Source organism: Staphylococcus sp. EG-SA-17 (genome assembly GCF_017151845.1).
GTDB lineage: Bacteria > Bacillota > Bacilli > Staphylococcales > Staphylococcaceae > Staphylococcus > Staphylococcus aureus.
Window position 1 is genome coordinate 18,120 of sequence record NZ_JACVZO010000001.1, and the last position, 22,517, is coordinate 40,636.

A 22,517-nucleotide genomic window follows, 5' to 3' on the forward strand; every position below is an offset into this window, starting at 1 on the left:
GATGAAGTTTAATGAGATATGGATAAATGAATATTTGGCGCTCGTAAATGATGATAATCCAATACATAATGAGATTGTGCCAGGACAATTAGTGAGTCAAATGATGCTGATGGCTATGTCATTAGAGACAAACCAGTGTCAAATTAACTACGTTAAACCTATTTTAATAAATGAAAATATCGAATTCATTGAACAACACGAGCAAGAAATTATAGCAATTAATGACGATGGAGAGATTAAAATAAAAATTTCTTTGAGCACAAAAAAATAACCGATATTAGCTGCATGAACGCATATTAATTAGGAGATGAAAGGACAGCTAATATCAGTTATGTATTGTTATTATTATTGGGAACAGAGATGAATATAGGTTACGATTCTTTCTTTGCACGGGGATGCATTAATCTAAAATAATAATAACAACTATATCAATGTTTAATAAATTCTGGATTATTGGAACGATTAGTCAATTTAACTAACTTTCATATGATCTATATCGTCTTGTAATAAAGAGAGCAATTTGAATATTTCAGTATCACTAAATGAATCGTCACATTTAATTGAAACATGCTGAAACGTTTTGGTTATAATTTCATAAACTGGTGCGCCTTCATGGTGATACTGTCGATAAATAATCATAACCTATATTACCTCCTTTGCTACTCTATGGTTATATTATAAATAACATTTTTATGTGTGACATCAACCTTAAGTATCAACTTTTTATCAGACATAGAACGTATGATTTACTAAGACTATTTATGTATAAAAGTTCTAAATAAATATATATTTAATGAGTCGCCTGGCAGTCATTTGGGAAATATAACATATATGATTAGAGAGGCATCTATCGCAAAAGAATGATAATGATAGAGGTATTGAGCATATAGATGAGTTTAAGTTCATCTTGAAAATAAAGGGTTATTTAGTCATAGATGTAGATGTATAGGAAATATTTGTATGTATTGTTCGATATGTATGAAATTTTCAATAAAAGCTAATAACGCTTATATGTAACTTTCAAATTCAAATTATATACAGAGCATGATGATTATAAAAAAATAACCACATCACATAAATTGAGTTCATACCCAATTTAAGTGGTGTGGCTAATAATGTTGATTTATAGATGAACCGCCTAATCGTTAAACCTCTGTTACTTCAACATCGATATGTTCAATACGGTTGTATGCACCGTGATCCACAGGACCAACAAAATCATTCATTTTCCAACCGTTTTTAATAGCAGAAGCGACGAAAGCTTTCGCGCTAATCACAGCTTCTTTCGGTGACTTACCGTTAGCTAAATATGCAGTTGTTGCCGCAGCAAATGTACAACCAGCACCATGGTTATAACTTTGTTGGAACATGTCTGTTGTTAGTTGATAAAATGTTTGACCATCATAGTATAAGTCATACGATTTATCTTGATCTAAAGCTTTGCCACCTTTAATGATGACATGCTGTGCGCCTTTATCAAAGATAATTGTTGCAGCCTTTTTCATATCTTCAATTGAATTTAATTTACCTAATCCTGATAATTGACCCGCTTCAAATAAGTTTGGCGTCACTACCGTTGCTTTAGGTAGTAAATATTTAATCATCGCCTCAGTATTTCCAGGATTAAGCACTTCATCTTCGCCTTTACAAACCATGACAGGATCTACTACAAAATATTGTGCATTAGATGCCTCATATACTTCTCCAGCACGTTTGATTATCTCCTCAGTACCTAACATACCTGTTTTAATAGCATCAGGTCCGATTGATAAAGCCGTTTCAAGTTGCTTTTCAAATACATCCATAGGTAATGGTGTGACATCGTGTGACCATGTATCTTTATCCATAGTAACGATGGCAGTTAAAGCGACCATACCATACGTATCTAATTCTTGAAATGTTTTTAAATCTGCCTGCATACCTGCGCCAGCACTTGTGTCAGAACCGGCAATTGTTAAAACTTTCTTTAAAGCCATTGAGCTTCACTCCTACATAATAATATTGTATTCATCATATCATTTTTAACCTAATTGAAAAATATTAAGCATTCAATATTTGATGATTGTTGAAATGAATCATTCATACTATTGTAACTTTTGAAAATGTCATTCACTTTAGATAAGTGTGATATGTTAAAATATGTCCTGAGGTGAGATTGAATGGAATGGTCGCAAATTTTTCATGACATAACAACGAAACATGACTTTAAAGTTATGCATGATTTTTTAGAAAAAGAATATTCGACTGCAATCGTATACCCTGATAGGGAAAATATATATCAAGCGTTTGATTTAACACCGTTTGAAAATATCAAAGTTGTTATATTAGGACAAGACCCGTATCATGGTCCAAACCAAGCACATGGATTAGCATTTTCAGTGCAACCTAACGCAAAATTCCCTCCATCTTTACGTAATATGTATAAAGAATTAGCAGATGATATTGGATGTGTTAGACAAACACCGCATTTACAAGATTGGGCAAGAGAAGGCGTCTTGTTATTGAATACAGTTTTAACCGTAAGACAGGGTGAAGCAAATTCTCATCGTGATATTGGTTGGGAAACATTTACTGATGAAATTATTAAAGCAGTGTCTGATTATAAAGAACATGTTGTCTTTATTTTGTGGGGGAAACCTGCACAGCAAAAAATAAAGCTTATCGATACATCTAAACATTGTATTATAAAATCAGTGCATCCTAGTCCACTGTCTGCATATAGAGGATTCTTTGGATCAAAACCGTATTCCAAAGCGAATGCCTATTTAGAGTCAGTAGGAAAATCACCAATTAATTGGTGTGAAAGTGAGGCGTAGATGGTGAATAGAGAAACTTTAATAGCACGAATTGAGCAAGAATTAGTACAAGCAGAGCAGGCGCAGCATGACCATGACTTTGAAAAACATATGTATGCCATACATATATTAACATCTTTATATGCTTCAACATCAAATACACCACATATTGGTGAACAACAAATGAACCGTCGTATTGCTAACCATAATCAAATGCCACAATCACAAATAACGCAGCCAACTCATCAAGTGACAGCTGCTGAAATTGAAGCGATGGGTGGTAAAGTAAATACGCATTCAGCACATCATCATAATAAGTCATATTCACAACCTTCAAACCAACAACAAAGATTAGCGACAGATGATGACATTGGCAATGGTGAATCCATATTTGATTTTTAAAAAGCAACAATGAAACATAATTACTTAATAGCTTGTTAAGTATGTAGGTTAATAATCAAGACACATATACTTATATTCGAGTGTTCGGATTTAAACATTTATTAATACTGAATTATATAAGGAGAGGTAGCAATGAAATTATTTATTATTTTAGGTGCATTAAACGCGATGATGGCTGTCGGAACAGGTGCATTTGGTGCGCATGGTTTACAAGGAAAAATAAGTGATCACTATTTATCAGTATGGGAAAAAGCAACGACGTATCAAATGTACCATGGCTTAGCATTATTAATTATAGGTGTAATTAGTGGTACAACTTCAATCAATGTTAACTGGGCTGGCTGGTTAATATTTGCTGGTATTATTTTCTTTAGTGGATCATTATATATTTTAGTATTAACTCAAATTAAAGTTTTAGGTGCGATTACGCCAATTGGTGGCGTATTGTTCATCATTGGATGGATAATGTTAATCATTGCGACATTCAAATTTGCTGGTTAAATTTTAAAACTTTAGATTACCTATGTAACTAAACATTAAATTTTTAATAAAAATAATCAAGAAAAAGAGTTACAAACTCATCTTTTGGGTATAGAATACCTTCGAGGTGAGTTTTTATTTATGGAAAAAAAGAATAAGCAAATAGATAGAGGCGATTTAAAACAAAACCTATCTGAAAAGTTTGTATGGGCGATTGCATATGGTTCATGTATCGGATGGGGCGCATTCATCTTACCAGGAGACTGGATTAAGCAGTCAGGTCCGATTGCAGCATCAATTGGTATTGTTATTGGTGCATTATTAATGATATTAATTGCGGTTAGTTATGGCGCATTAGTAGAGAGATTTCCAGTATCAGGGGGCGCGTTTGCCTTTAGTTTCTTAAGTTTCGGCAGATATGTGAGTTTCTTCTCATCATGGTTTTTAACTTTTGGTTATGTCTGTGTCGTTGCTTTAAATGCGACCGCATTCAGTTTACTAGTTAAATTCTTATTGCCAGATGTCTTAAATAATGGGAAACTATACACCATTGCGGGCTGGGACGTTTATATTACGGAAATCATTATTGCGACCGTATTACTACTTGTATTCATGCTAGTAACGATTCGTGGCGCAAGTGTATCTGGATCATTACAATATTATTTCTGTGTGGCGATGGTAATCGTCGTATTATTGATGTTCTTTGGTTCATTCTTTGGTAATAATTTTGCACTTGAAAATTTACAACCGTTAGCTGAACCTAGCAAAGGATGGTTAGTGTCTATTGTGGTTATTGTATCCGTGGCACCATGGGCATATGTTGGATTTGATAATATTCCACAAACAGCAGAAGAGTTTAACTTTGCACCAAACAAGACATTTAAGCTTATCGTGTACAGTTTATTAGCAGCATCATTAACTTATGTTGTCATGATTTTATACACTGGTTGGTTATCAACAAGTCATCAAAGTTTAAATGGGCAGTTGTGGTTAACAGGTGCTGTTACACAAACAGCATTTGGTTATATTGGATTAGGTGTATTAGCAATTGCAATTATGATGGGTATATTTACTGGTTTAAATGGATTCTTGATGAGTTCAAGTCGCTTGTTATTTTCTATGGGACGTTCAGGTATTATGCCAACAATGTTTAGTAAATTACATAGTAAATACAAAACACCATATGTCGCAATCATATTCCTAGTAGGTGTGTCGTTAATTGCACCTTGGCTAGGAAGAACTGCATTGACTTGGATTGTAGATATGTCATCTACAGGTGTATCCATTGCCTACTTTATTACATGTTTGTCTGCAGCGAAATTATTCAGTTATAACAAACAAAGTAATACGTATGCACCGGTTTACAAAACGTTTGCTATTATCGGCTCATTTGTATCATTCATTTTCTTAGCGTTGTTATTAGTGCCAGGTTCTCCTGCAGCACTGACTGCACCGTCTTATATTGCATTACTTGGATGGTTAATCATCGGTTTAATATTCTTTGTGATTCGATATCCTAAATTGAAAAATATGGATAATGATGAATTAAGTCGCTTGATTTTAAATAGAAGTGAAAATGAAGTTGATGATATGATTGAAGAACCTGAAAAAGAAAAAACTAAATAATAAAAGAATCGCACAATATACCTTCTTCATTCGGAGGCGTATCGTGCGATTTTTTGTATTATAAATTGACATTTAAGACGAGGCAGCTGAACCTTATATATAATTGCTAAGAGTTTGGGCTGAGCCATTTCTAACAATATTTATAATCGTTTAAAAGATTTCACGAACCCAGAAACAATTAATTTGGAAATTTGGTCGGCGAATAATAAACCTAATGCGATGGCGCCTGCAATAAGTGTTACTTCTAACATTGTATTTATTGCTGTGCTGAAATTTAATAAGACTAAATTTTTCGTTGCATCGTAAGCTAATCCACCAGGTACTAATGGAATGATACCCGTTACCATAAAAATGATGGCAGGTTCTTTTTGTTTACGAGCCATATAATGACTTAACAAGCCTAATGCTAAACTACCAAAGAAACTAGAGTATATAGTGTGCACATTAAAGCCGTTGAAGAATAAGGTGTAAACCATCCATCCACATGTACCAACGAAACCACATGATAGATATAATTTTCTAGGTGCATCAAAAATGACGCAGAAGAACATTGAAGCTAAAAAGCTAAAGATAAAGTTTAAGATCCAAAACATAGTCTGATACTCCTATACTAAAATTAATACGCTACCAACGCCAGCACCGATGCCAAACGCAGTAACCAATGCTTCTAATGATTTCGTTGTGAACATCAACATGTGTCCACCAAATAAATCTTGTATTGCGTTTGTTATTAATACACCAGGAACAATAGGCATGACTGCCGCAATGATAATAGTTGCCAAGTCACCTGTTGGGATAAGTGTATGTCCAATAACGGCGATAATCCCAATAACTAATGAACCAATGAATTCTGGGATAAACTGTGCATGTAACTTGCGATCTAAAATCTCAGTGACTAGGTATCCTAGACTACCTGCTAATATCGCAGTTAAAACATCAATCAATCTACCACCTTGTAAATATAAGAAACTCATTGCAATCATTGCTGCAGCAAAACCTTTAAAGGGAAGACTGCTGTCACGCTTAGCAACATATATTTTTTCAAGTTGCGTTTTTGCTTCGGCTAAAGAAATTTCATTGTTTGTAATTTGACGCGAAATTTTATTAGCTTGAGAAATTTTTATTAAGTTTGTATCTCGAGAGGTAATTCTAAATATTCTAGGAAACGATTCCGAATGTAACGTAAACTGGATGACAGTGTTTGTAACAAAGCTGTTACTTTCACTGTAACCAAGTTTTTTTGCAATACGTGTCATGGTATCTTCTACACGCGTACCTTCTGCACCAGATTCTAATAGTATGCGAGCAGCAAGCATGACAACGTCTTTGATAAGTACCTCTTGTTTGTATTCTTCTGAATTTATGTCCATTTCATCACCATTGTTTATAAGAATTTAATACTCATTATAGTTTATACACTATAAAATAACCACATGAGCTTTTTGATAAGTTGTTATTGATTTTAAAAAACTAATATTTGATACTATTGTAATAATAATCATCGGAATTTTTAGTAGTTAAAATTCTCTTGAAGTATAAAAAGGAAAAATTATTGAAAAAAATTCGACAAAAATATGTTTCAAATATTTCAAATAGGTTAAAATAATATTAGTTAACCATTACAAAAATTGTATAGAGTAGCGACTGTATAATTTCTATTGAGGTTAACGTTTATATGTAGTGATAGTAGTTAAAGTTCTCCCAAGGAAGACTACTCGGGTACACTTTGCTATGAGCAAAGTGTACTTTGTTATTGATAATACATTAGCACATATATATAAGTTTAAACATACAGATTTCAACTATTTACCAAATCACGTCTTATGTATACGGGAATATACTGAAGATAAACGAAAAATTCCAAGCTTAAACCGATAAGCTTGGAATTTTTTATTAATTTATAAACGTACCAATGTATTAAGAAATCGCAAAGAATTGATCGAATTCGTTTGTGTTAATAATATGTCCTACAAAGAAACTACCGAATTCACCGTATCGTGCTGTTGTTTCATCAAAGCGCATTTCGTATACAATTTTTTTGAATTGTAATACGTCATCTGAGAACAATGTTACGCCCCATTCGAAATCATCAAACCCTACAGAACCAGTAATAAATTGTTTGATTTTGCCAGCATATTTTCTACCAATCATACCATGGTCATACATTAATTTTTGGCGTTCTTCCATAGTTAACATGTACCAGTTATAAGTTTCATTACGACGTTTGTTCATTGGATAGAAACAAATATAATCAGAATGTGGTAATTCTGGGTATAATCTTGCTTTGATATGAGGGTTCTCATAAGGATCTTCATCAGATTTACCAGCTAAATAATTGCTCAATTCAATGACTGAAACATATGAATATGTAGGGATTAGGAAGTCAGCAATGCGCAATTTGTTAAATTCATTTTCAATATGATTTAAAGACTTCATTTCAGGACGTAAGAACCATAATAACAAATCTGCTTTTTGACCAGTTATATTATAAATAGCTTGATCACCAGATTTTGATGATCTTACAGTTGCTGTATTTTCTAAAAATGATTGAAATTCAGTGACAAGTGCATCGCGTTCGTTCTTTGGAACTAGACGTAATGATGCCCAATCAACTGCATAAAATAAATGTAGACTATACCAACCATCTAATGTTTCGGCTGCTTGACTCATGTTTATCGCTCCTTTTCAAAAATCATCAGTTCTTTATAAATTTTATCATAAAGCAAAGGGGTAACGATAAAATTATGATTACAAATTGGTGACGTGGCATTATGAAATAAAATGGCGTATAATTATACCGTGAATGATTAATAAGATTTATATTACAGGAGGACATTATGGCTGATTTATTAAATGTATTAAAAGACAAACTTTCTGGTAAAAACGTTAAAATCGTATTACCTGAAGGAGAGGACGAGCGTGTTCTAACAGCTGCAACACAATTACAAGCAACAGATTATGTTACACCAATCGTGTTAGGTGATGAGACTAAGGTTCAATCTTTAGCGCAAAAACTTAATCTTGATATTTCTAATATTGAATTAATTAATCCTGCGACAAGTGAATTTAAAGCTGAATTAGTCCAATCATTTGTTGAACGACGTAAAGGTAAAGCGACTGAAGAACAAGCGCAAGAATTATTAAACAATGTGAACTACTTCGGTACAATGCTTGTTTATGCTGGTAAAGCAGATGGTTTAGTTAGTGGTGCAGCACATTCAACAGGAGACACTGTGCGTCCAGCTTTACAAATCATCAAAACGAAACCAGGTGTATCAAGAACATCAGGTATCTTCTTTATGATTAAAGGTGATGAACAATACATCTTTGGTGATTGTGCAATCAATCCAGAACTTGATTCACAAGGACTTGCAGAAATTGCAGTAGAAAGTGCAAAATCAGCATTAAGCTTTGGCATGGATCCAAAAGTTGCAATGTTAAGCTTTTCAACAAAAGGGTCTGCTAAATCAGACGACGTGACAAAAGTTCAAGAAGCTGTCAAATTAGCACAACAAAAAGCTGAAGAAGAAAAATTAGAAGCAATCATTGATGGAGAATTCCAATTTGATGCTGCGATTGTACCAGGTGTTGCTGAGAAAAAAGCGCCAGGTGCTAAATTACAAGGTGATGCAAATGTCTTTGTATTCCCAAGTTTAGAAGCTGGTAATATTGGTTACAAAATTGCACAACGTTTAGGTGGATATGATGCAGTTGGTCCAGTATTACAAGGTTTAAATTCTCCAGTAAATGACTTATCACGTGGCTGTTCAATTGAAGATGTATACAATCTTTCAATTATCACAGCAGCGCAAGCCTTACAATAACGATGGATTTAGCGAGTAAATATTTTAATGGCGTCAACTGGCGATATATCGATCATTCTTCTGGATTAGAGCCTATGCAATCTTTCGCATTCGATGATACATTTTGTGAAAGTGTGGGCAAAGATATATCAGATAATGTTGTGCGTACTTGGATTCATCAACATACTGTTATTCTTGGTATTCATGATTCAAGATTGCCGTTTTTAAAAGATGGCATTGATTATTTAACGAATGAGATTGGTTATAATGCCATTGTTAGAAATTCTGGTGGCTTAGGTGTCGTTCTAGATCAAGGTGTATTAAATATATCGCTGATGTTCAAAGGACAAACAGAAACAACGATTGATGAAGCGTTTACTGTGATGTATCTTTTAATTAGCAAAATGTTCGAAGATGAGAATGTTGATATTGATACGATGGAAATTGAACATTCTTATTGCCCAGGAAAATTTGACTTAAGTATCGATGGTAAAAAATTTGCAGGCATATCGCAACGAAGAGTTAGAGGCGGTATTGCTGTACAAATTTATCTTTGTGTTGAAGGCTCTGGTTCAGAACGTGCATTGATGATGCAAACATTTTATGAACATGCTTTAAAAGGTGAAGTGACTAAATTTAAATATCCTGAAATTGAACCATCTTGTATGGCCTCATTAGAGACATTGCTTAACAAAACGATTACTGTTCAAGATGTAATGTTTTTACTATTATATGCAATCAAAGATCTTGGCGGTGTATTAAATATGACGCCCATTACTCAAGAAGAATGGCAAAGATACGATACGTATTTTGATAAAATGATTGAAAGAAACAAGAAAATGATAGACCAAATGCAATAGTTAAATATTTAACAGCCCCTTTCAAGTTATCGTTTGGGGCTGTTATTTTTGAAAGTATCCATAAATAGCATAAATATGTTATTGGCCTAATATTTAAATTGAACATCATTAAATTAAAAGTAATGATATGATTGAAATAATAAATTTAATAAGAAAATTTCATGTTTTACGTATTAAATAGATTGAGAATAGGGTATATATAATGCGTATGACTATGAAAGAAACGGCCTTCTATTGAAATGTTCTAATACTTTAGTAGTAAATCTATATATTCCAATTATTATTTGTAGTATTATAGTTAGGGTGGAAAATTATAAATTGTAGGGCTATTTTATAAAAAGATAAAGAATCTGAAATATCACTCGATAAGATTTAAACTTTGAAGTAAACGAAAGTTAGTTTTATACTAATCAAGTTAAGTCAAATATAAATTCAAAATAAAGATTATACATAATATGAATAATGTGAGATAAAGACTGCAATGAAATTTGACGCGAATGCGTATGCAACTTAGAATATGATGTCTTTTACTAATAAATAAAAATAATGAATCAAGTATAGGATAAATATAAAAGGTGATATTGACATGACAAGAAAAGGATATGGGGAATCGACAGGTAAGATTATTTTAATAGGAGAACATGCTGTTACATTTGGAGAGCCTGCTATTGCAGTACCGTTTAACGCAGGTAAAATCAAAGTTTTAATAGAAGCCTTAGAGAGCGGGAACTATTCGTCTATTAAAAGCGATGTTTACGATGGTATGTTATATGATGCGCCTGACCATCTTAAGTCTTTGGTGAACCGTTTTGTAGAATTAAATAATATTACAGAGCCGCTAGCAGTAACGATCCAAACGAATTTACCACCATCACGTGGATTAGGATCGAGTGCAGCTGTCGCGGTTGCTTTTGTTCGTGCAAGTTATGATTTTTTAGGGAAATCATTAACGAAAGAAGAACTCATTGAAAAGGCTAATTGGGCAGAGCAAATTGCACATGGTAAACCAAGTGGTATTGATACGCAAACGATTGTATCAGGCAAACCAGTTTGGTTCCAAAAAGGTCATGCTGAAACATTGAAAACGTTAAGTTTAGACGGCTATATGGTTGTTATTGATACTGGTGTGAAAGGTTCAACAAGACAAGCGGTAGAAGATGTTCATAAACTTTGTGAGGATCCTCAGTACATGTCACATGTAAAACATATCGGTAAGTTAGTTTTACGTGCGAGTGATGTGATTGAACATCATAACTTTGAAGCCTTAGCGGATATTTTTAATGAATGTCATGCGGATTTAAAGGCGTTGACAGTTAGTCATGATAAAATAGAACAATTAATGAAAATTGGTAAAGAAAATGGTGCGATTGCTGGAAAACTTACTGGTGCTGGTCGTGGCGGAAGTATGTTATTGCTTGCCAAAGATTTACCAACAGCGAAAAATATTGTAAAAGCTGTAGAAAAAGCTGGTGCAGCACATACTTGGATTGAGAATTTAGGAGGTTAATGCGTTGATTAAAAGTGGCAAAGCACGTGCACATACGAATATTGCACTTATAAAATATTGGGGTAAAAAAGATGAAGCACTAATCATTCCAATGAATAATAGCATATCTGTTACATTAGAAAAATTTTACACTGAAACGAAAGTCACTTTTAACGACCAGTTAACACAGGATCAATTTTGGTTGAATGGTGAAAAGGTTAGTGGCAAAGAATTAGAGAAAATTTCAAAATATATGGATATTGTCAGAAATAGAGCTGGCATCGATTGGTATGCAGAAATTGAAAGCGACAATTTTGTACCAACAGCAGCAGGGTTGGCTTCATCGGCAAGCGCATATGCAGCTTTAGCAGCAGCTTGTAATCAAGCGCTAGACATGCAGCTGTCAGATAAGGATTTATCGAGATTGGCGCGAATTGGTTCGGGTTCTGCGTCGCGTAGTATTTATGGTGGATTTGCAGAATGGGAAAAAGGGTATAGTGATGAGACGTCATATGCCGTTCCACTTGAATCGAATCATTTTGAAGATGACCTTGCCATGATATTTGTTGTGATTAATCAACATTCTAAAAAGGTACCTAGTCGATATGGTATGTCATTGACACGAAACACATCAAGGTTTTATCAATATTGGTTAGATCATATTGATGAAGATTTAGCTGAAGCAAAAGCAGCGATTCAAGACAAAGATTTTAAACGTCTTGGTGAAGTAATTGAAGAAAATGGTTTGCGTATGCATGCCACGAATCTAGGATCAACACCGCCGTTCACATATCTTGTGCAAGAAAGTTATGATGTAATGGCGCTCGTTCACGAATGCCGAGAAGCGGGATATCCGTGTTATTTTACGATGGATGCGGGTCCTAATGTGAAAATACTTGTAGAAAAGAAAAACAAGCAACAGATTATAGATAAATTATTAACACAGTTTGATAATAACCAAATTATTGATAGTGACATTATTGCCACAGGAATTGAAATAATTGAGTAAGGAAGAGATAAAATGATTCAGGTCAAAGCACCCGGAAAACTTTATATTGCTGGAGAATATGCTGTAACAGAACCAGGATATAAATCTGTACTTATTGCGTTAGATCGTTTTGTAACTGCTACTATTGAAGAAGCAGACCAATATAAAGGTACCATTCATTCAAAAGCATTACATCATAACCCAGTTACATTTAGTAGAGATGAAGATAGTATTGTCATTTCAGATCCACATGCAGCAAAACAATTAAATTATGTGGTCACAGCTATTGAAATATTTGAACAATACGCGAAAAGTTGCGATATAGCGATGAAGCATTTTCATCTGACTATTGATAGTAATTTAGATGATTCAAATGGTCATAAATATGGATTAGGTTCAAGTGCAGCAGTACTTGTGTCAGTTATAAAAGTATTAAATGAATTTTATGATATGAAGTTATCTAATTTATACATTTATAAACTAGCAGTGATTGCAAATATGAAGTTACAAAGTTTAAGTTCATGCGGAGATATTGCTGTGAGTGTATATAGTGGATGGCTAGCGTATAGTACTTTTGATCATGAATGGGTTAAGCATCAAATTGAAGATACTACGGTTGAAGAAGTTTTAATCAAAAACTGGCCTGGATTGCACATCGAACCATTACAAGCACCTGAAAATATGGAAGTACTTATCGGTTGGACTGGCTCACCGGCGTCATCACCACACTTTGTTAGCGAAGTGAAACGTTTGAAATCAGATCCTTCATTTTACGGTGACTTCTTAGAAGATTCACATCGTTGTGTTGAAAAGCTTATTCATGCTTTTAAAACAAATAACATTAAAGGTGTGCAAAAGATGGTGCGTCAGAATCGTACAATTATTCAACGTATGGATAAAGAAGCTACAGTTGATATAGAAACTGAAAAGCTAAAATATTTGTGTGATATTGCTGAAAAGTATCACGGCGCATCTAAAACATCAGGCGCTGGTGGTGGAGACTGTGGTATTACAATTATCAATAAAGATGTAGATAAAGAAAAAATTTATGATGAATGGACAAAACATGGTATTAAACCATTAAAATTTAATATTTATCATGGGCAATAAATGATTTGATAGGGGAGCAATCATCTAATTTAATTAGAAGATAAATGCTCCATTTTTTATTGCCAGCCGTGTTACGTATCTTGAAAAAAATATTAAAAAGAGTAAAATAGATAGAGTTAACGAAAAAATTAATGAAATCGACGATATAGATATGATAAAGAAAGGTGGGTAGCAATATGAAAAATACATTCCTTATTTGTGATGAATGTCAGGCAGTCAATATAAGAACGTTACAAAAGAAGTTGGAAAAATTAGATCCCGATGCTGAAATCGTGATAGGTTGTCAATCTTATTGTGGACCTGGACGCCGAAAAACATTCACTTTTGTTAATAACCGCCCACTGGCTGCGCTTACTGAAGAAGAATTAATCGAAAAAGTTTCTCAACAATTAAAGAAACCACGTGATTCTGAAGAAGAAGAGCGTTTAAGAAAACGACATGAAGAACGTAAACGTCGTAAAGAAGAACAAGATAGAAAGCTTAAAGAAAAATTAGAAAAGCGAAAAGCACAACAATAAAACCTGATGGCAGCATCATTCAATGCGTGCCACCAGGTTTTTATGTTTTGTCTAGAAATTAAATAAATCATTAAATGATTCGGCCATCGTAGGATGTGTATAAATATTATCTCGTAATACGGTATATGGAATGTTTTGATCAATCGCAAGTTTAATTATATTAATTAATTCTTCAGATTGCTTACCATATAATGTAGCACCTAAAATCATATTATTTTCATTATTAATGACTACTTTAAATAAACCCCTTGGATCATTGTTAATTTTGTGACGAGGTATTGCACTTACTAAAAGTTGGTGTTCAGTGTAATCATAATGTTGAGCGGCTGCTTCTTTACTAGTTAATCCAACACGTGATAATGGTGGATCTATAAATACTGTATAAGGCACGCTGCCTCTATTGTCAGTCGTACGTGACTGATTACCATATAACGCTGATTTGATAATTCGATAATCATCTAAAGATATATACGTAAATTGAAGTCCGCCTTTAACATCACCTGCAGCATAAATATGCGGCACAGTTGTTTGAAGATGAGCATTGACTTTAATTTCGCCTCTGTCGCCTAATTCGATATCAGTATTTTCTAAAGCTAAATCTGTATTCGGTTTGCGTCCGATAGCCAAAAGTACTGCATCAGCCTCAAAGTTGCCAACGTTAGTACGGACTGTTGTATGATGATCGTCAGATGACAATTCAGTCGTTTCAACATTTGTATGCAATGCAATGCCTTTATTTTCTAAGTCAGTAATAGCATGTGCAACGACATCTTGATCTTCGCGTGGCATAAATGATTCACCACGTTCTAATACTGTTACCTTACTACCTAAATTCGCAAACATTGAAGCAAATTCTAAGGCGATATAACCGCCACCTACAATAACGAGGTGCTTAGGTTGATAGTTAATGTTTAATAAACCTGTTGAATCGAAGACATGTTTAGCTTGATCAAGGTCTTTTATGTTAGGAATGACAGAGGTAGCACCGGTATTAATAATGATATGAGGTGCAGTAATACTATCGGCGATATCGCCATGCTGATCTAATAAATTCACTTCAGTATTAGATTTAAACTGCGCTTTAAAATCCAGTACATCAATGTTGTTATCGTCTGCTAATAAGTGGTAATTTTTATTGTTTAGCGCATTGACAACATCGTTTTTACGATTATAACTTGCTTCAAAGGATTTGCCTTCTAATCCATCATGTACAAGTGTCTTCGAAGGTATACATCCTATATTGATACAAGTGCCTCCATACATTTTCGAAGATTGTTCGATAACTGCGACGTGTTGACCTGTTGATGCAGCGTATTTCGCTAAAGTTTTACCAGCTTTCCCAAATCCTATTACAATTAAATCATATGTTTTCATGACATAAATCCTCCTTTTGAATGTCTTCAATGACATCTTTGATTGTTTTTCCATTATAAAAATTAATAATGATATTCTGTTCGTCTTGCTGATAATGTGACATGGTAGTTGCAATATTACGAGCAATTTGACAGTGACTGCCTTCGTCGCCAGTAAATAGACGTGTGTGGTGTTTTTTCTCTAAGACAAAATGTTTATATAATGTTGCTAGAGAGACATCAGCACTTTGATCATTTGCTAAATATCCACCATCTTTACCCCGTATTGTGTTAATCATTTTTAAATCGACAAGTTGAGTCGTCACGCGTCGTAATTGAACAGGATTTAAACAAGTTAATTCAGCTAATGAACTACTATTGAATTTTTCTGAATGATGCTTAGTTAAAAAAGCTAATACATGCACGGCAATGTTAAATTCTAAATTCAATGTTTCTCACCTCATAATTGTAACTGTATTAGTTACAATTAAAAATCATTTTGCTCAATGTGTCAATACTTATGTTTGAAAAGTGTTGAATTAGGTGTGGTTATTGTGATGATTTATTGTTTGAAAGTTGTTGCATTAACGGTGAGATTGCACAATTGAAATTTTAGTTATGTATGAACTGTTAAATATGAAATGAATATTGAAATGAGGGCAATAAAATTTTGAATGATGATGTTGTGTGATTTTGTAAACTTATTCGTATTTTAGATATTTTTTGATATTTCGCATGATGAGGAAGTATTTTCAACAACTGGTGACATATTTAAATCGTAAATATATTTTGAGATATTAATATATATTAGATTAAGGATGTTGTCGCAATAAAATTAAAATATTGAAAGATAATTTTTATTGATTAATTGTGAATATACAAAGACACCATTATATCCATATGCTAAAATAAGAAAAAAGGCGACATGTTATCTCAATTTACCTGCATCTAGACCCCTTTACATAAGAAATAATCATCGCTGAGTTTTAAAATTTTACAACTTTATAGATGTAAAAAGCATTTAATTTTAAATAGTTTGAAAATCATATATTTTTGAAAAAGGAGCATGCCGATGAGTATTGACATGTATTTAGACAGATCTCGAAACCAAGCTTCAAGTGTGGGTAATTTGAGTCAAACAATGAATTCAAATTATGATGCGTTGGAAAAAGCAATTACTCAATTTATCAATGATGATGCGCTTAAAGGTAAAGCGTATACGTCAGCTAAACAATTTTTTAGTACGGTGTTAATTCCATTATCAACAAGTATGAAAACATTGAGTGATTTAACGAAGCAAGCTTGCGATAATTTTGTGTCACGTTATACGAGTGAGGTTGATAGCATATCTTTAAAAGAATCAGAGCTTGAAGAAGATATCAGATCATTAAGTCAACAAATTACGCGATATGAAAATTTAACTAACAATTTGAAAAAGCATGCTTCCGATAATCAGCAAGCCATTTCATCGAACCAACAAATAATACAAACATTAGGTCAACAAAAACATGAATTAGAAGAGAAGCTACGCAAATTGCGTGAGTTTAATCAAAAATCACCAGAAATATTTAAAGAAGTTGAAGAATTTCAAAAAATTGTCCAACAAGGACTTACCCAAGCGCAAAATTTTTGGAACTTTTCAACAAATCAATTTAACATTCCTTCAGGTAAAGAACTTGATTGGGCCAAAGCAAGTCATGAAAAATATTTGAAAGTTGCTATGGGGAAAATTGAACATAAAGCAGAGAAAGAAACTTTAAATAAAGCAGACTTTGCTGTTATAAAGGCATATGCCAAAGAACATCCAGAAGACGATATCCCGAAAAGTATAATGAAATATATAAATGACAATAAAGATAGTATTAAACGAGATATAGGATTAGATATTACGTCAACACTTTTAGAGCAAGGCGGTATAAATGCAAGTAAATTCGGTGTATTTATCAATACAGCAGGTGGAGTGAAAGGCCCAGCCGGTCCAAATTCATTTGTGGAAGTCAAACGTACATCAGGTAATGTGTTTATAGAAAATGGTAGTAAATTTGCTAAAGGTGGAAAATATCTAGGTAAAGGTGTTGCAGGTGTAGGATTTGGTATAGGTATGTATGATGACCTTGCAAATGATGATAAAACATTTGGGGAGGCGTTGTCGCATAATGGTATGACGCTTGCAGCTGGATCTGTTGCAGCATTTGGTGTAGCGGCTTTAGTAAGTAATCCAGTCGGTTGGGCTGTGGTAGGTATTTTAACAGCAGGTATTATTGGATCTATTGTTTCTGATTATCTTTATCAAAATAATTATTTTGGCATAAAAGATAAAGTGGACTGGGCAGGACATAAAATAGACGAGGGTATTGATGCTGTAAACAAAACTGCAGAAAAAGCTGTAGATAGTGTTGGTAATACCATTGGTGATGCCACAAAAAGTATTAGTAATCATATTAATCCTATGAAATGGAGTTGGTAAATATTGCTTTGCGAATCTAAAGTTATTAATAAAAATCCTAAATATCGAATAATCAAATACGAAAGTGAATACTTAATGATTGATTTAGCAAGTAATTGGATTGTTTTCTTCTTTCCATTTATTAACTGGCTCATACCGAAAACATATGTCAAAATCACTAAGAATGATTATGAAAAATTAAATATTGTCAAACCAGTTAAAAATAAATCGATAGGATGGACTATATTCGCGGGTATTGTGTTACTTGGTGGTACTGTAAGAAGAAATACTTATTTATTTGATTTTCAATTAGAAAAACTAATTGTTTGGAGCAGCTGTTTTATTAGTTTTTTAGGGGTTATATTTTTTTATTGTTATCTAAATAAGAAATTAACATTAAATGTTTATAAGGAAAATAAAAATAATGAACTTAAATTAAGATTATTACCCTCCTTTAAAAATATGTGTTTCACAATTTTTTATTACCTCTTTACTGGTTTCATGTCTTATGGGGCATTTTACTTGTTGGTGTTTGAAAATGTACAAAATTTAATCTTATATATTTCTTGGCTTTTCATGACTATGCTATTTATGTTAATGAATATGCATTCAATTATAGATAAAAAAGTACATATATTTTTAAAGTCTAATAAATAGTTACAAATTTAGTTGGTTTTCAATTGCTAATTAGGGGGTGTAAACATTGCTGTGCGAATCTAAAATCATCAATAAAAATCCTAAATATAGAATTATTAAATATAATGATGAGTACTTAATGATCGATATAATAAGCACTTGGATTAGTTTGTTTTTTCCTTTTATTAATTGGTTCATCACCAAAAGATACGTCAAAATTAGTAGAGAAGAGTTTGAAAATTTAAATATTGTTAAACCTGCTAAAAAGAATGTTTTTTGGCCAGTTGCAGGTAGCTCTGCTTTGCTGGGAGTTGCATTAAGAAAATATACACATTTACTTGACGTTCAACTTGATAAAAAATTAGTTATTGCCATATGTTGCATCACATTTATAGGGATTTTAATATTTTATGTACGCCTAATTAAAAAATCATCTTTAAATATTTATAATACTAAAAATAAAAGGTCAAAAATTTTTTTAATACCTACACTAAAAAATGTTTGTTTCACATTATTTGGATATATTTTATTTGGCGGATTGACTATGCTATTCCTAGATGCTCTATTATCAATGAGTTATCAAAACATAATAGTATATTTTGCTTGGATTACAGCAATAATGGGTTTTTTTCTAGTGAATATAGCTTTAATTATAGATAAAAACATTCATGTCATACTTAAAAATTAAGTGGTAGTAATAAATTCAGATTAAAGATATGCAAATAACAATGAATAAAATTTTTAATGATAGTAAGTTGATAATATTTTAATGTCTTTTGAAGTATCGAAAAATGTATTACACATAAAATTAAAGGGATGTGGAGACATTGCTTTGCGAGGTAATAGCTATATACAAAAATCCCAAATATAGAATTATTAAATATAATGATGAATATTTGATGGTGAATATAATAAATAATTGGTTAGTTTTATTCATTCCATTGCTTAATTGGTTGACACCAAAAAGATACATCAAGATCAGTCAAGAAGAATTAGAAAGTTTAAATACTTTCAAACCTGCTAAAAACAATGCATTTTGGCCAGCATTAGGTAGTTCAGTTTTATTTAGTGTGACTTTTAGAAAGTATATGCCTTTATTTAATGTTAGATTGGAAAAAACAATAGTAATAGCCATATTTTTTGTTGTATTTCTTGGTATTTTATTTTTCTACCTAAATTTAAATCGTAGGCTAGCATTAAGTGTTTTTACTATGAATAAAGAAAAAAGTCAGAAAATGATATTGCTACCTAATTTAAAACATTTTTTCTTTATAATATTTGCATATTTATATTTCGGTGGTTTTTCATTTTTCACTTTATATGCCCTGATAACTATAGATGTTCAAAATATAATTATATTTATCTGTTGGGGTGCAGTAACTATGTTTTTCTTTTTTATAAACATTGTTCCCATTGGCATTAAAAAAGCTCATGTAATACTTCTTAAAAAAGCTGAATAATAAATGAGTTTTTTAAATCTAAAATTATTAAATTTAATATAAAAATTTGACTCATAGATAGAATGAATAAAAATCCGAAATATAGAATTATCAACTACAAAGATGAATATTTTATAATGGATATCCCATGTTAATATTAACAGTTTTAATTTCTTTGTTATGCAAATCAAAACATTATAGTATTTCTAATTAAATTTGTAATGGCTTTAATGTTGTCGTTCTTAAATGTTTTTCAATTTCTGATTCAAAAGTACATGTAATTTAAAGGTCAACGAGCAATCGCGCTATATGCATATCAATTTAAGCAATACTTATTTTAACTGAGTTTTATATAACGTTTTCCTATTACACCGCTTAAATTCAAGCTCTAATTCTAACATTTGGAAGTTGTATTAAATCATGGTAGTGTGATAGTGGAAAAGTTATAAAGATAAGGAGCTGGGTCTAATGAAGCAATTTGTAAACTTAGGTAAATCTGATGTTGAAGTGTTTCCAATCGCACTTGGGACGAACGCAGTAGGTGGGCATAATTTATATCCGAACTTAGATGAAGAACAAGGAAAAGATGTTGTTCGTCAAGCCATTAATCATGGTATTAATTTATTAGATACGGCATATATTTATGGGCCAGAACGATCAGAAGAATTGGTTGGAGAAGTTGTTAAAGAATATCCGCGAGAGCAAATTAAAATTGCTACAAAAGGGTCTCATGAATTTGATGAAAATCAAGAAGTACATCAGAACAATCAACCTGAATATTTAAAACAACAAGTTGAGAATAGTTTGAAACGTCTACAAACTGATTATATCGATTTATATTATATTCATTTTCCGGATGACAACACTCCGAAAGATCAAGCAGTTGCAGCATTACAAGAGCTTAAGGAACAAGGGAAGATTAAAGCCATTGGTGTATCAAATTTCACATTAGATCAACTTAAAGAAGCAAATAAAGATGGTTACGTTGATGTTGTACAGTTAGAATATAATTTATTGCATCGCGAAAATGAGGCAGTATTACAATATTGTGTTGATCACCAAATCACATTTATTCCATATTTCCCATTAGCATCCGGTATTTTAGCTGGAAAATATGATGAGAACACTAAATTTAGTGACCATCGTACTACACGTCGTGATTTTAAACCAGGTGTATTTGAAGAAAATGTGCGTCGCGTAAAAGCTTTGGAAAGCATAGCTGCAGCACATCAAACTTCAATTGCGAACATTGTATTAGCATTTTATTTAACGAGACCAGCTATCGATGTGATTATTCCTGGTGCAAAACTTGCAGAACAAGTCGTTGAAAATATTAAAGCTGCAGATATCGTTTTATCAGATGATGAGATTCAATATATCGATGAACTGTTTCCGATTGAAGACTAAATGAATTGTATTTAATGGTGATATCAGGCTGGGACATAAATCAATGTTCTATGCTCTACGAAGTTATATTGGCAGTAGTTGACTGAACGAAAATGCGCTTGTAACAAGCTTTTTTCAATCCTAGTCAGGGGCCCCAACACAGAGAATTTCGAAAAGAAATTCTACAGGCAATGCAAGTTGGGGTGTGGGCCCCAACACAGAGAATTTCAAAAAGAAATTCTACAGGCAATGTAAGTTGGCGGGCCCCAACATAGAAGCTGGCGAAAAGACAGCTTACAATAATGTGCAAGTTGGGGGGGACGACGAAATAAATTTTGCGAAAATATCATTTCTGTCCCACTCCCATCACAAACGACGTTATATAAGGATGACGAAATTTCGTCAAATTTATATAAAAGTTGTAAGCGTTTTACTATTCGGTAGGCAAAGCTTATGATAGTATAATTAGGTAACGAAAAACACAGATATTTATTAATCAAAAGTGAGGTTAGGCTAAAATGATTACTGTTTTGTTTGGTGGGAGTAGACCAAACGGTAATACTGCACAATTAACAAAATTCGCTTTGCAAGATTTAGAGTATCAATGGATTGACGTGACACAACATCAGTTTAAACCGATACGTGACGTGAGACATACAGCAGAGACTATTACTTCATATGACGATGACTATTTGCCGATTCTAGATAAAATATTGGCTAGTGATACAATTATTTTTGCATCACCAGTGTATTGGTATAGCATTTCAGCACCATTGAAAGCATTTATCGAACATTGGTCAGAAACATTACAAGATAAACGATATCCTAATTTTAAGGCACAAATGGCCGAAAAGGATTTTAGAGTTATTTTAGTTGGTGGAGATTGTCCAAAAATAAAAGCGAAGCCAGCAATTACGCAAATGAAATATAGTTTAGACTTTTTAGGTGCCACTTTAAATGGTTATATTATTGGAACTGCTGAAAAGCCTGGTGACATCATGAAAGACAACTATGCCTTAGCACGTGCAACTGAGTGGAATAGTATATTGCAATAAGACATACCTCATACTAAACGAAGTGATTTTTTGCTTCGTTATTTTTTATTTTTAATTTTAACGGAAAATATAAATATATAAATTGAATAGACAATCATTGTTTATTAAGTATTGAGCAAGTTGTGGTATAATGCC

25 protein-coding genes are annotated in these 22,517 nt (G+C 32.7%); 18 read left to right on the forward strand and 7 right to left on the reverse strand.

Annotated features, from left to right (window positions below; translation table 11 throughout):
• Position 1 precedes the first annotated feature (1 nt).
• Positions 2-271 carry a hypothetical protein gene (locus IDG65_RS00080; protein WP_000671101.1) on the forward strand — a complete coding sequence of 90 codons (270 nt, stop codon included), beginning with the start codon at positions 2-4 and terminating at the stop codon, positions 269-271.
• Between the two features lie 200 nt (positions 272-471).
• Here the strand turns inward: IDG65_RS00080 and vraX are convergent, their stop codons facing one another.
• A complete protein-coding gene (gene vraX, locus IDG65_RS00085) occupies positions 472-639 on the reverse strand; it encodes a C1q-binding complement inhibitor VraX (RefSeq protein ID WP_000587958.1) in 168 nt (55 codons plus the stop codon).
• Between the two features lie 506 nt (positions 640-1,145).
• A complete protein-coding gene (gene thiD / locus IDG65_RS00090) occupies positions 1,146-1,976 on the reverse strand; it encodes a bifunctional hydroxymethylpyrimidine kinase/phosphomethylpyrimidine kinase (protein ID WP_001185462.1) in 831 nt (276 codons plus the stop codon).
• 183 nt (positions 1,977-2,159) lie between these two features.
• Between thiD and IDG65_RS00095 the strand changes: the two genes are divergently transcribed.
• The 4 genes from IDG65_RS00095 to IDG65_RS00110 all read left to right on the forward strand — a co-directional run bounded on the left by IDG65_RS00095 (position 2,160) and on the right by IDG65_RS00110 (position 5,303).
• Entirely contained in the window at positions 2,160-2,816 is a 657-nt protein-coding gene (locus tag IDG65_RS00095; protein ID WP_000455265.1) for a uracil-DNA glycosylase, read from the forward strand.
• Positions 2,817-3,197, forward strand: a complete 381-nt coding sequence (locus IDG65_RS00100) for a DUF5327 family protein (RefSeq protein ID WP_000248117.1) — start codon at positions 2,817-2,819, stop codon at positions 3,195-3,197.
• A gap of 132 nt (positions 3,198-3,329) precedes the next feature.
• The gene (locus tag IDG65_RS00105; RefSeq protein ID WP_000765183.1) at positions 3,330-3,698 is read left to right on the forward strand and encodes a DUF423 domain-containing protein; all 369 of its coding nucleotides are present in this window, start codon (positions 3,330-3,332) and stop codon (positions 3,696-3,698) included.
• Between the two features lie 120 nt (positions 3,699-3,818).
• On the forward strand, positions 3,819-5,303 hold the full coding sequence (locus IDG65_RS00110) for an APC family permease (protein WP_000412514.1): 1,485 nt from the start codon (positions 3,819-3,821) through the stop codon (positions 5,301-5,303).
• Positions 5,304-5,443: 140 nt separating this feature from the next.
• Here IDG65_RS00110 and IDG65_RS00115 read toward each other — a convergent pair whose 3' ends face one another.
• The 3 genes from IDG65_RS00115 to hemQ all read right to left on the reverse strand — a co-directional run bounded on the left by IDG65_RS00115 (position 5,444) and on the right by hemQ (position 7,973).
• Positions 5,444-5,896 carry a threonine/serine exporter family protein gene (locus tag IDG65_RS00115; protein WP_000498572.1) on the reverse strand — a complete coding sequence of 151 codons (453 nt, stop codon included), beginning with the start codon at positions 5,894-5,896 and terminating at the stop codon, positions 5,444-5,446.
• 12 nt (positions 5,897-5,908) lie between these two features.
• Entirely contained in the window at positions 5,909-6,673 is a 765-nt protein-coding gene (locus IDG65_RS00120; protein WP_000354088.1) for a threonine/serine exporter family protein, read from the reverse strand.
• Between the two features lie 547 nt (positions 6,674-7,220).
• Positions 7,221-7,973 carry a hydrogen peroxide-dependent heme synthase gene (gene hemQ / locus IDG65_RS00125; protein WP_000075715.1) on the reverse strand — a complete coding sequence of 251 codons (753 nt, stop codon included), beginning with the start codon at positions 7,971-7,973 and terminating at the stop codon, positions 7,221-7,223.
• A 167-nt stretch (positions 7,974-8,140) separates the two neighbouring features.
• Between hemQ and pta the strand changes: the two genes are divergently transcribed.
• From pta to IDG65_RS00155, 6 genes are all read left to right on the forward strand, one after another.
• Positions 8,141-9,127, forward strand: coding sequence for a phosphate acetyltransferase (pta, locus tag IDG65_RS00130; RefSeq protein ID WP_000774284.1), 987 nt, complete (start codon positions 8,141-8,143; stop codon positions 9,125-9,127).
• A gap of 2 nt (positions 9,128-9,129) precedes the next feature.
• Positions 9,130-9,966, forward strand: a complete 837-nt coding sequence (locus tag IDG65_RS00135) for a lipoate--protein ligase family protein (protein WP_000362356.1) — start codon at positions 9,130-9,132, stop codon at positions 9,964-9,966.
• Between the two features lie 586 nt (positions 9,967-10,552).
• Entirely contained in the window at positions 10,553-11,473 is a 921-nt protein-coding gene (gene mvk / locus IDG65_RS00140) for a mevalonate kinase (RefSeq protein ID WP_000197034.1), read from the forward strand.
• A 4-nt stretch (positions 11,474-11,477) separates the two neighbouring features.
• The gene (gene mvaD, locus IDG65_RS00145; protein WP_000597335.1) at positions 11,478-12,461 is read left to right on the forward strand and encodes a diphosphomevalonate decarboxylase; all 984 of its coding nucleotides are present in this window, start codon (positions 11,478-11,480) and stop codon (positions 12,459-12,461) included.
• 12 nt (positions 12,462-12,473) lie between these two features.
• A complete protein-coding gene (locus IDG65_RS00150) occupies positions 12,474-13,550 on the forward strand; it encodes a phosphomevalonate kinase (RefSeq protein ID WP_000616885.1) in 1,077 nt (358 codons plus the stop codon).
• A 176-nt stretch (positions 13,551-13,726) separates the two neighbouring features.
• Entirely contained in the window at positions 13,727-14,068 is a 342-nt protein-coding gene (locus tag IDG65_RS00155) for a YuzB family protein (protein ID WP_000798969.1), read from the forward strand.
• Positions 14,069-14,119: 51 nt separating this feature from the next.
• On the opposite strand, the gene merA is transcribed toward IDG65_RS00155, so the two are convergent.
• Together merA and hypR are read right to left on the reverse strand one after the other, a co-directional pair.
• Positions 14,120-15,442 carry a hypothiocyanous acid reductase MerA gene (gene merA / locus IDG65_RS00160; protein WP_000860590.1) on the reverse strand — a complete coding sequence of 441 codons (1,323 nt, stop codon included), beginning with the start codon at positions 15,440-15,442 and terminating at the stop codon, positions 14,120-14,122.
• Positions 15,429-15,869 carry a redox-sensitive transcriptional regulator HypR gene (gene hypR, locus IDG65_RS00165; RefSeq protein ID WP_001047245.1) on the reverse strand — a complete coding sequence of 147 codons (441 nt, stop codon included), beginning with the start codon at positions 15,867-15,869 and terminating at the stop codon, positions 15,429-15,431. Before hypR ends, merA begins: the two co-directional genes overlap by 14 nt.
• Before the next feature lie 57 nt (positions 15,870-15,926).
• Here hypR and IDG65_RS00170 point away from each other — a divergent pair, with 57 nt between their 5' ends.
• The 7 genes from IDG65_RS00170 (at position 15,927) to IDG65_RS00200 (ending at position 22,382) form a co-directional block, all read left to right on the forward strand.
• On the forward strand, positions 15,927-16,028 hold the full coding sequence (locus IDG65_RS00170; RefSeq protein ID WP_031789458.1) for a hypothetical protein: 102 nt from the start codon (positions 15,927-15,929) through the stop codon (positions 16,026-16,028).
• 464 nt (positions 16,029-16,492) lie between these two features.
• Positions 16,493-17,887 (forward strand): T7SS effector LXG polymorphic toxin, encoded by a 1,395-nt coding sequence (locus IDG65_RS00175; RefSeq protein ID WP_000020813.1) that lies wholly within the window; start codon positions 16,493-16,495, stop codon positions 17,885-17,887.
• Positions 17,888-18,523: a DUF443 domain-containing protein gene (locus tag IDG65_RS00180; protein WP_100185067.1), complete on the forward strand. Its 636-nt coding sequence runs from the start codon at positions 17,888-17,890 to the stop codon at positions 18,521-18,523.
• Between the two features lie 46 nt (positions 18,524-18,569).
• Positions 18,570-19,190 carry a DUF443 family protein gene (locus IDG65_RS00185; RefSeq protein WP_000882094.1) on the forward strand — a complete coding sequence of 207 codons (621 nt, stop codon included), beginning with the start codon at positions 18,570-18,572 and terminating at the stop codon, positions 19,188-19,190.
• A 139-nt stretch (positions 19,191-19,329) separates the two neighbouring features.
• Positions 19,330-19,962 carry a DUF443 family protein gene (locus IDG65_RS00190; protein WP_000882191.1) on the forward strand — a complete coding sequence of 211 codons (633 nt, stop codon included), beginning with the start codon at positions 19,330-19,332 and terminating at the stop codon, positions 19,960-19,962.
• Between the two features lie 447 nt (positions 19,963-20,409).
• Positions 20,410-21,348, forward strand: coding sequence for an aldo/keto reductase (locus tag IDG65_RS00195; RefSeq protein WP_000808893.1), 939 nt, complete (start codon positions 20,410-20,412; stop codon positions 21,346-21,348).
• Between the two features lie 497 nt (positions 21,349-21,845).
• Positions 21,846-22,382, forward strand: a complete 537-nt coding sequence (locus IDG65_RS00200; protein WP_000633782.1) for a flavodoxin family protein — start codon at positions 21,846-21,848, stop codon at positions 22,380-22,382.
• The last annotated feature ends 135 nt before the right edge of the window (positions 22,383-22,517 follow it).

Coding starts and splice junctions, on each gene's coding strand:
- IDG65_RS00080 (WP_000671101.1), top strand. CDS start 2: ATGAAGTTTAATGAGATATGGATAAATGAATATTTGGCGCTCGTAAAT.
- vraX (WP_000587958.1), bottom strand. CDS start 639: ATGATTATTTATCGACAGTATCACCATGAAGGCGCACCAGTTTATGAA.
- thiD (WP_001185462.1), bottom strand. CDS start 1,976: ATGGCTTTAAAGAAAGTTTTAACAATTGCCGGTTCTGACACAAGTGCT.
- IDG65_RS00095 (WP_000455265.1), top strand. CDS start 2,160: ATGGAATGGTCGCAAATTTTTCATGACATAACAACGAAACATGACTTT.
- IDG65_RS00100 (WP_000248117.1), top strand. CDS start 2,817: ATGGTGAATAGAGAAACTTTAATAGCACGAATTGAGCAAGAATTAGTA.
- IDG65_RS00105 (WP_000765183.1), top strand. CDS start 3,330: ATGAAATTATTTATTATTTTAGGTGCATTAAACGCGATGATGGCTGTC.
- IDG65_RS00110 (WP_000412514.1), top strand. CDS start 3,819: ATGGAAAAAAAGAATAAGCAAATAGATAGAGGCGATTTAAAACAAAAC.
- IDG65_RS00115 (WP_000498572.1), bottom strand. CDS start 5,896: ATGTTTTGGATCTTAAACTTTATCTTTAGCTTTTTAGCTTCAATGTTC.
- IDG65_RS00120 (WP_000354088.1), bottom strand. CDS start 6,673: ATGGACATAAATTCAGAAGAATACAAACAAGAGGTACTTATCAAAGAC.
- hemQ (WP_000075715.1), bottom strand. CDS start 7,973: ATGAGTCAAGCAGCCGAAACATTAGATGGTTGGTATAGTCTACATTTA.
- pta (WP_000774284.1), top strand. CDS start 8,141: ATGGCTGATTTATTAAATGTATTAAAAGACAAACTTTCTGGTAAAAAC.
- IDG65_RS00135 (WP_000362356.1), top strand. CDS start 9,130: ATGGATTTAGCGAGTAAATATTTTAATGGCGTCAACTGGCGATATATC.
- mvk (WP_000197034.1), top strand. CDS start 10,553: ATGACAAGAAAAGGATATGGGGAATCGACAGGTAAGATTATTTTAATA.
- IDG65_RS00150 (WP_000616885.1), top strand. CDS start 12,474: ATGATTCAGGTCAAAGCACCCGGAAAACTTTATATTGCTGGAGAATAT.
- IDG65_RS00155 (WP_000798969.1), top strand. CDS start 13,727: ATGAAAAATACATTCCTTATTTGTGATGAATGTCAGGCAGTCAATATA.
- merA (WP_000860590.1), bottom strand. CDS start 15,442: ATGAAAACATATGATTTAATTGTAATAGGATTTGGGAAAGCTGGTAAA.
- IDG65_RS00170 (WP_031789458.1), top strand. CDS start 15,927: ATGTGTCAATACTTATGTTTGAAAAGTGTTGAATTAGGTGTGGTTATT.
- IDG65_RS00175 (WP_000020813.1), top strand. CDS start 16,493: ATGAGTATTGACATGTATTTAGACAGATCTCGAAACCAAGCTTCAAGT.
- IDG65_RS00195 (WP_000808893.1), top strand. CDS start 20,410: ATGAAGCAATTTGTAAACTTAGGTAAATCTGATGTTGAAGTGTTTCCA.
- IDG65_RS00200 (WP_000633782.1), top strand. CDS start 21,846: ATGATTACTGTTTTGTTTGGTGGGAGTAGACCAAACGGTAATACTGCA.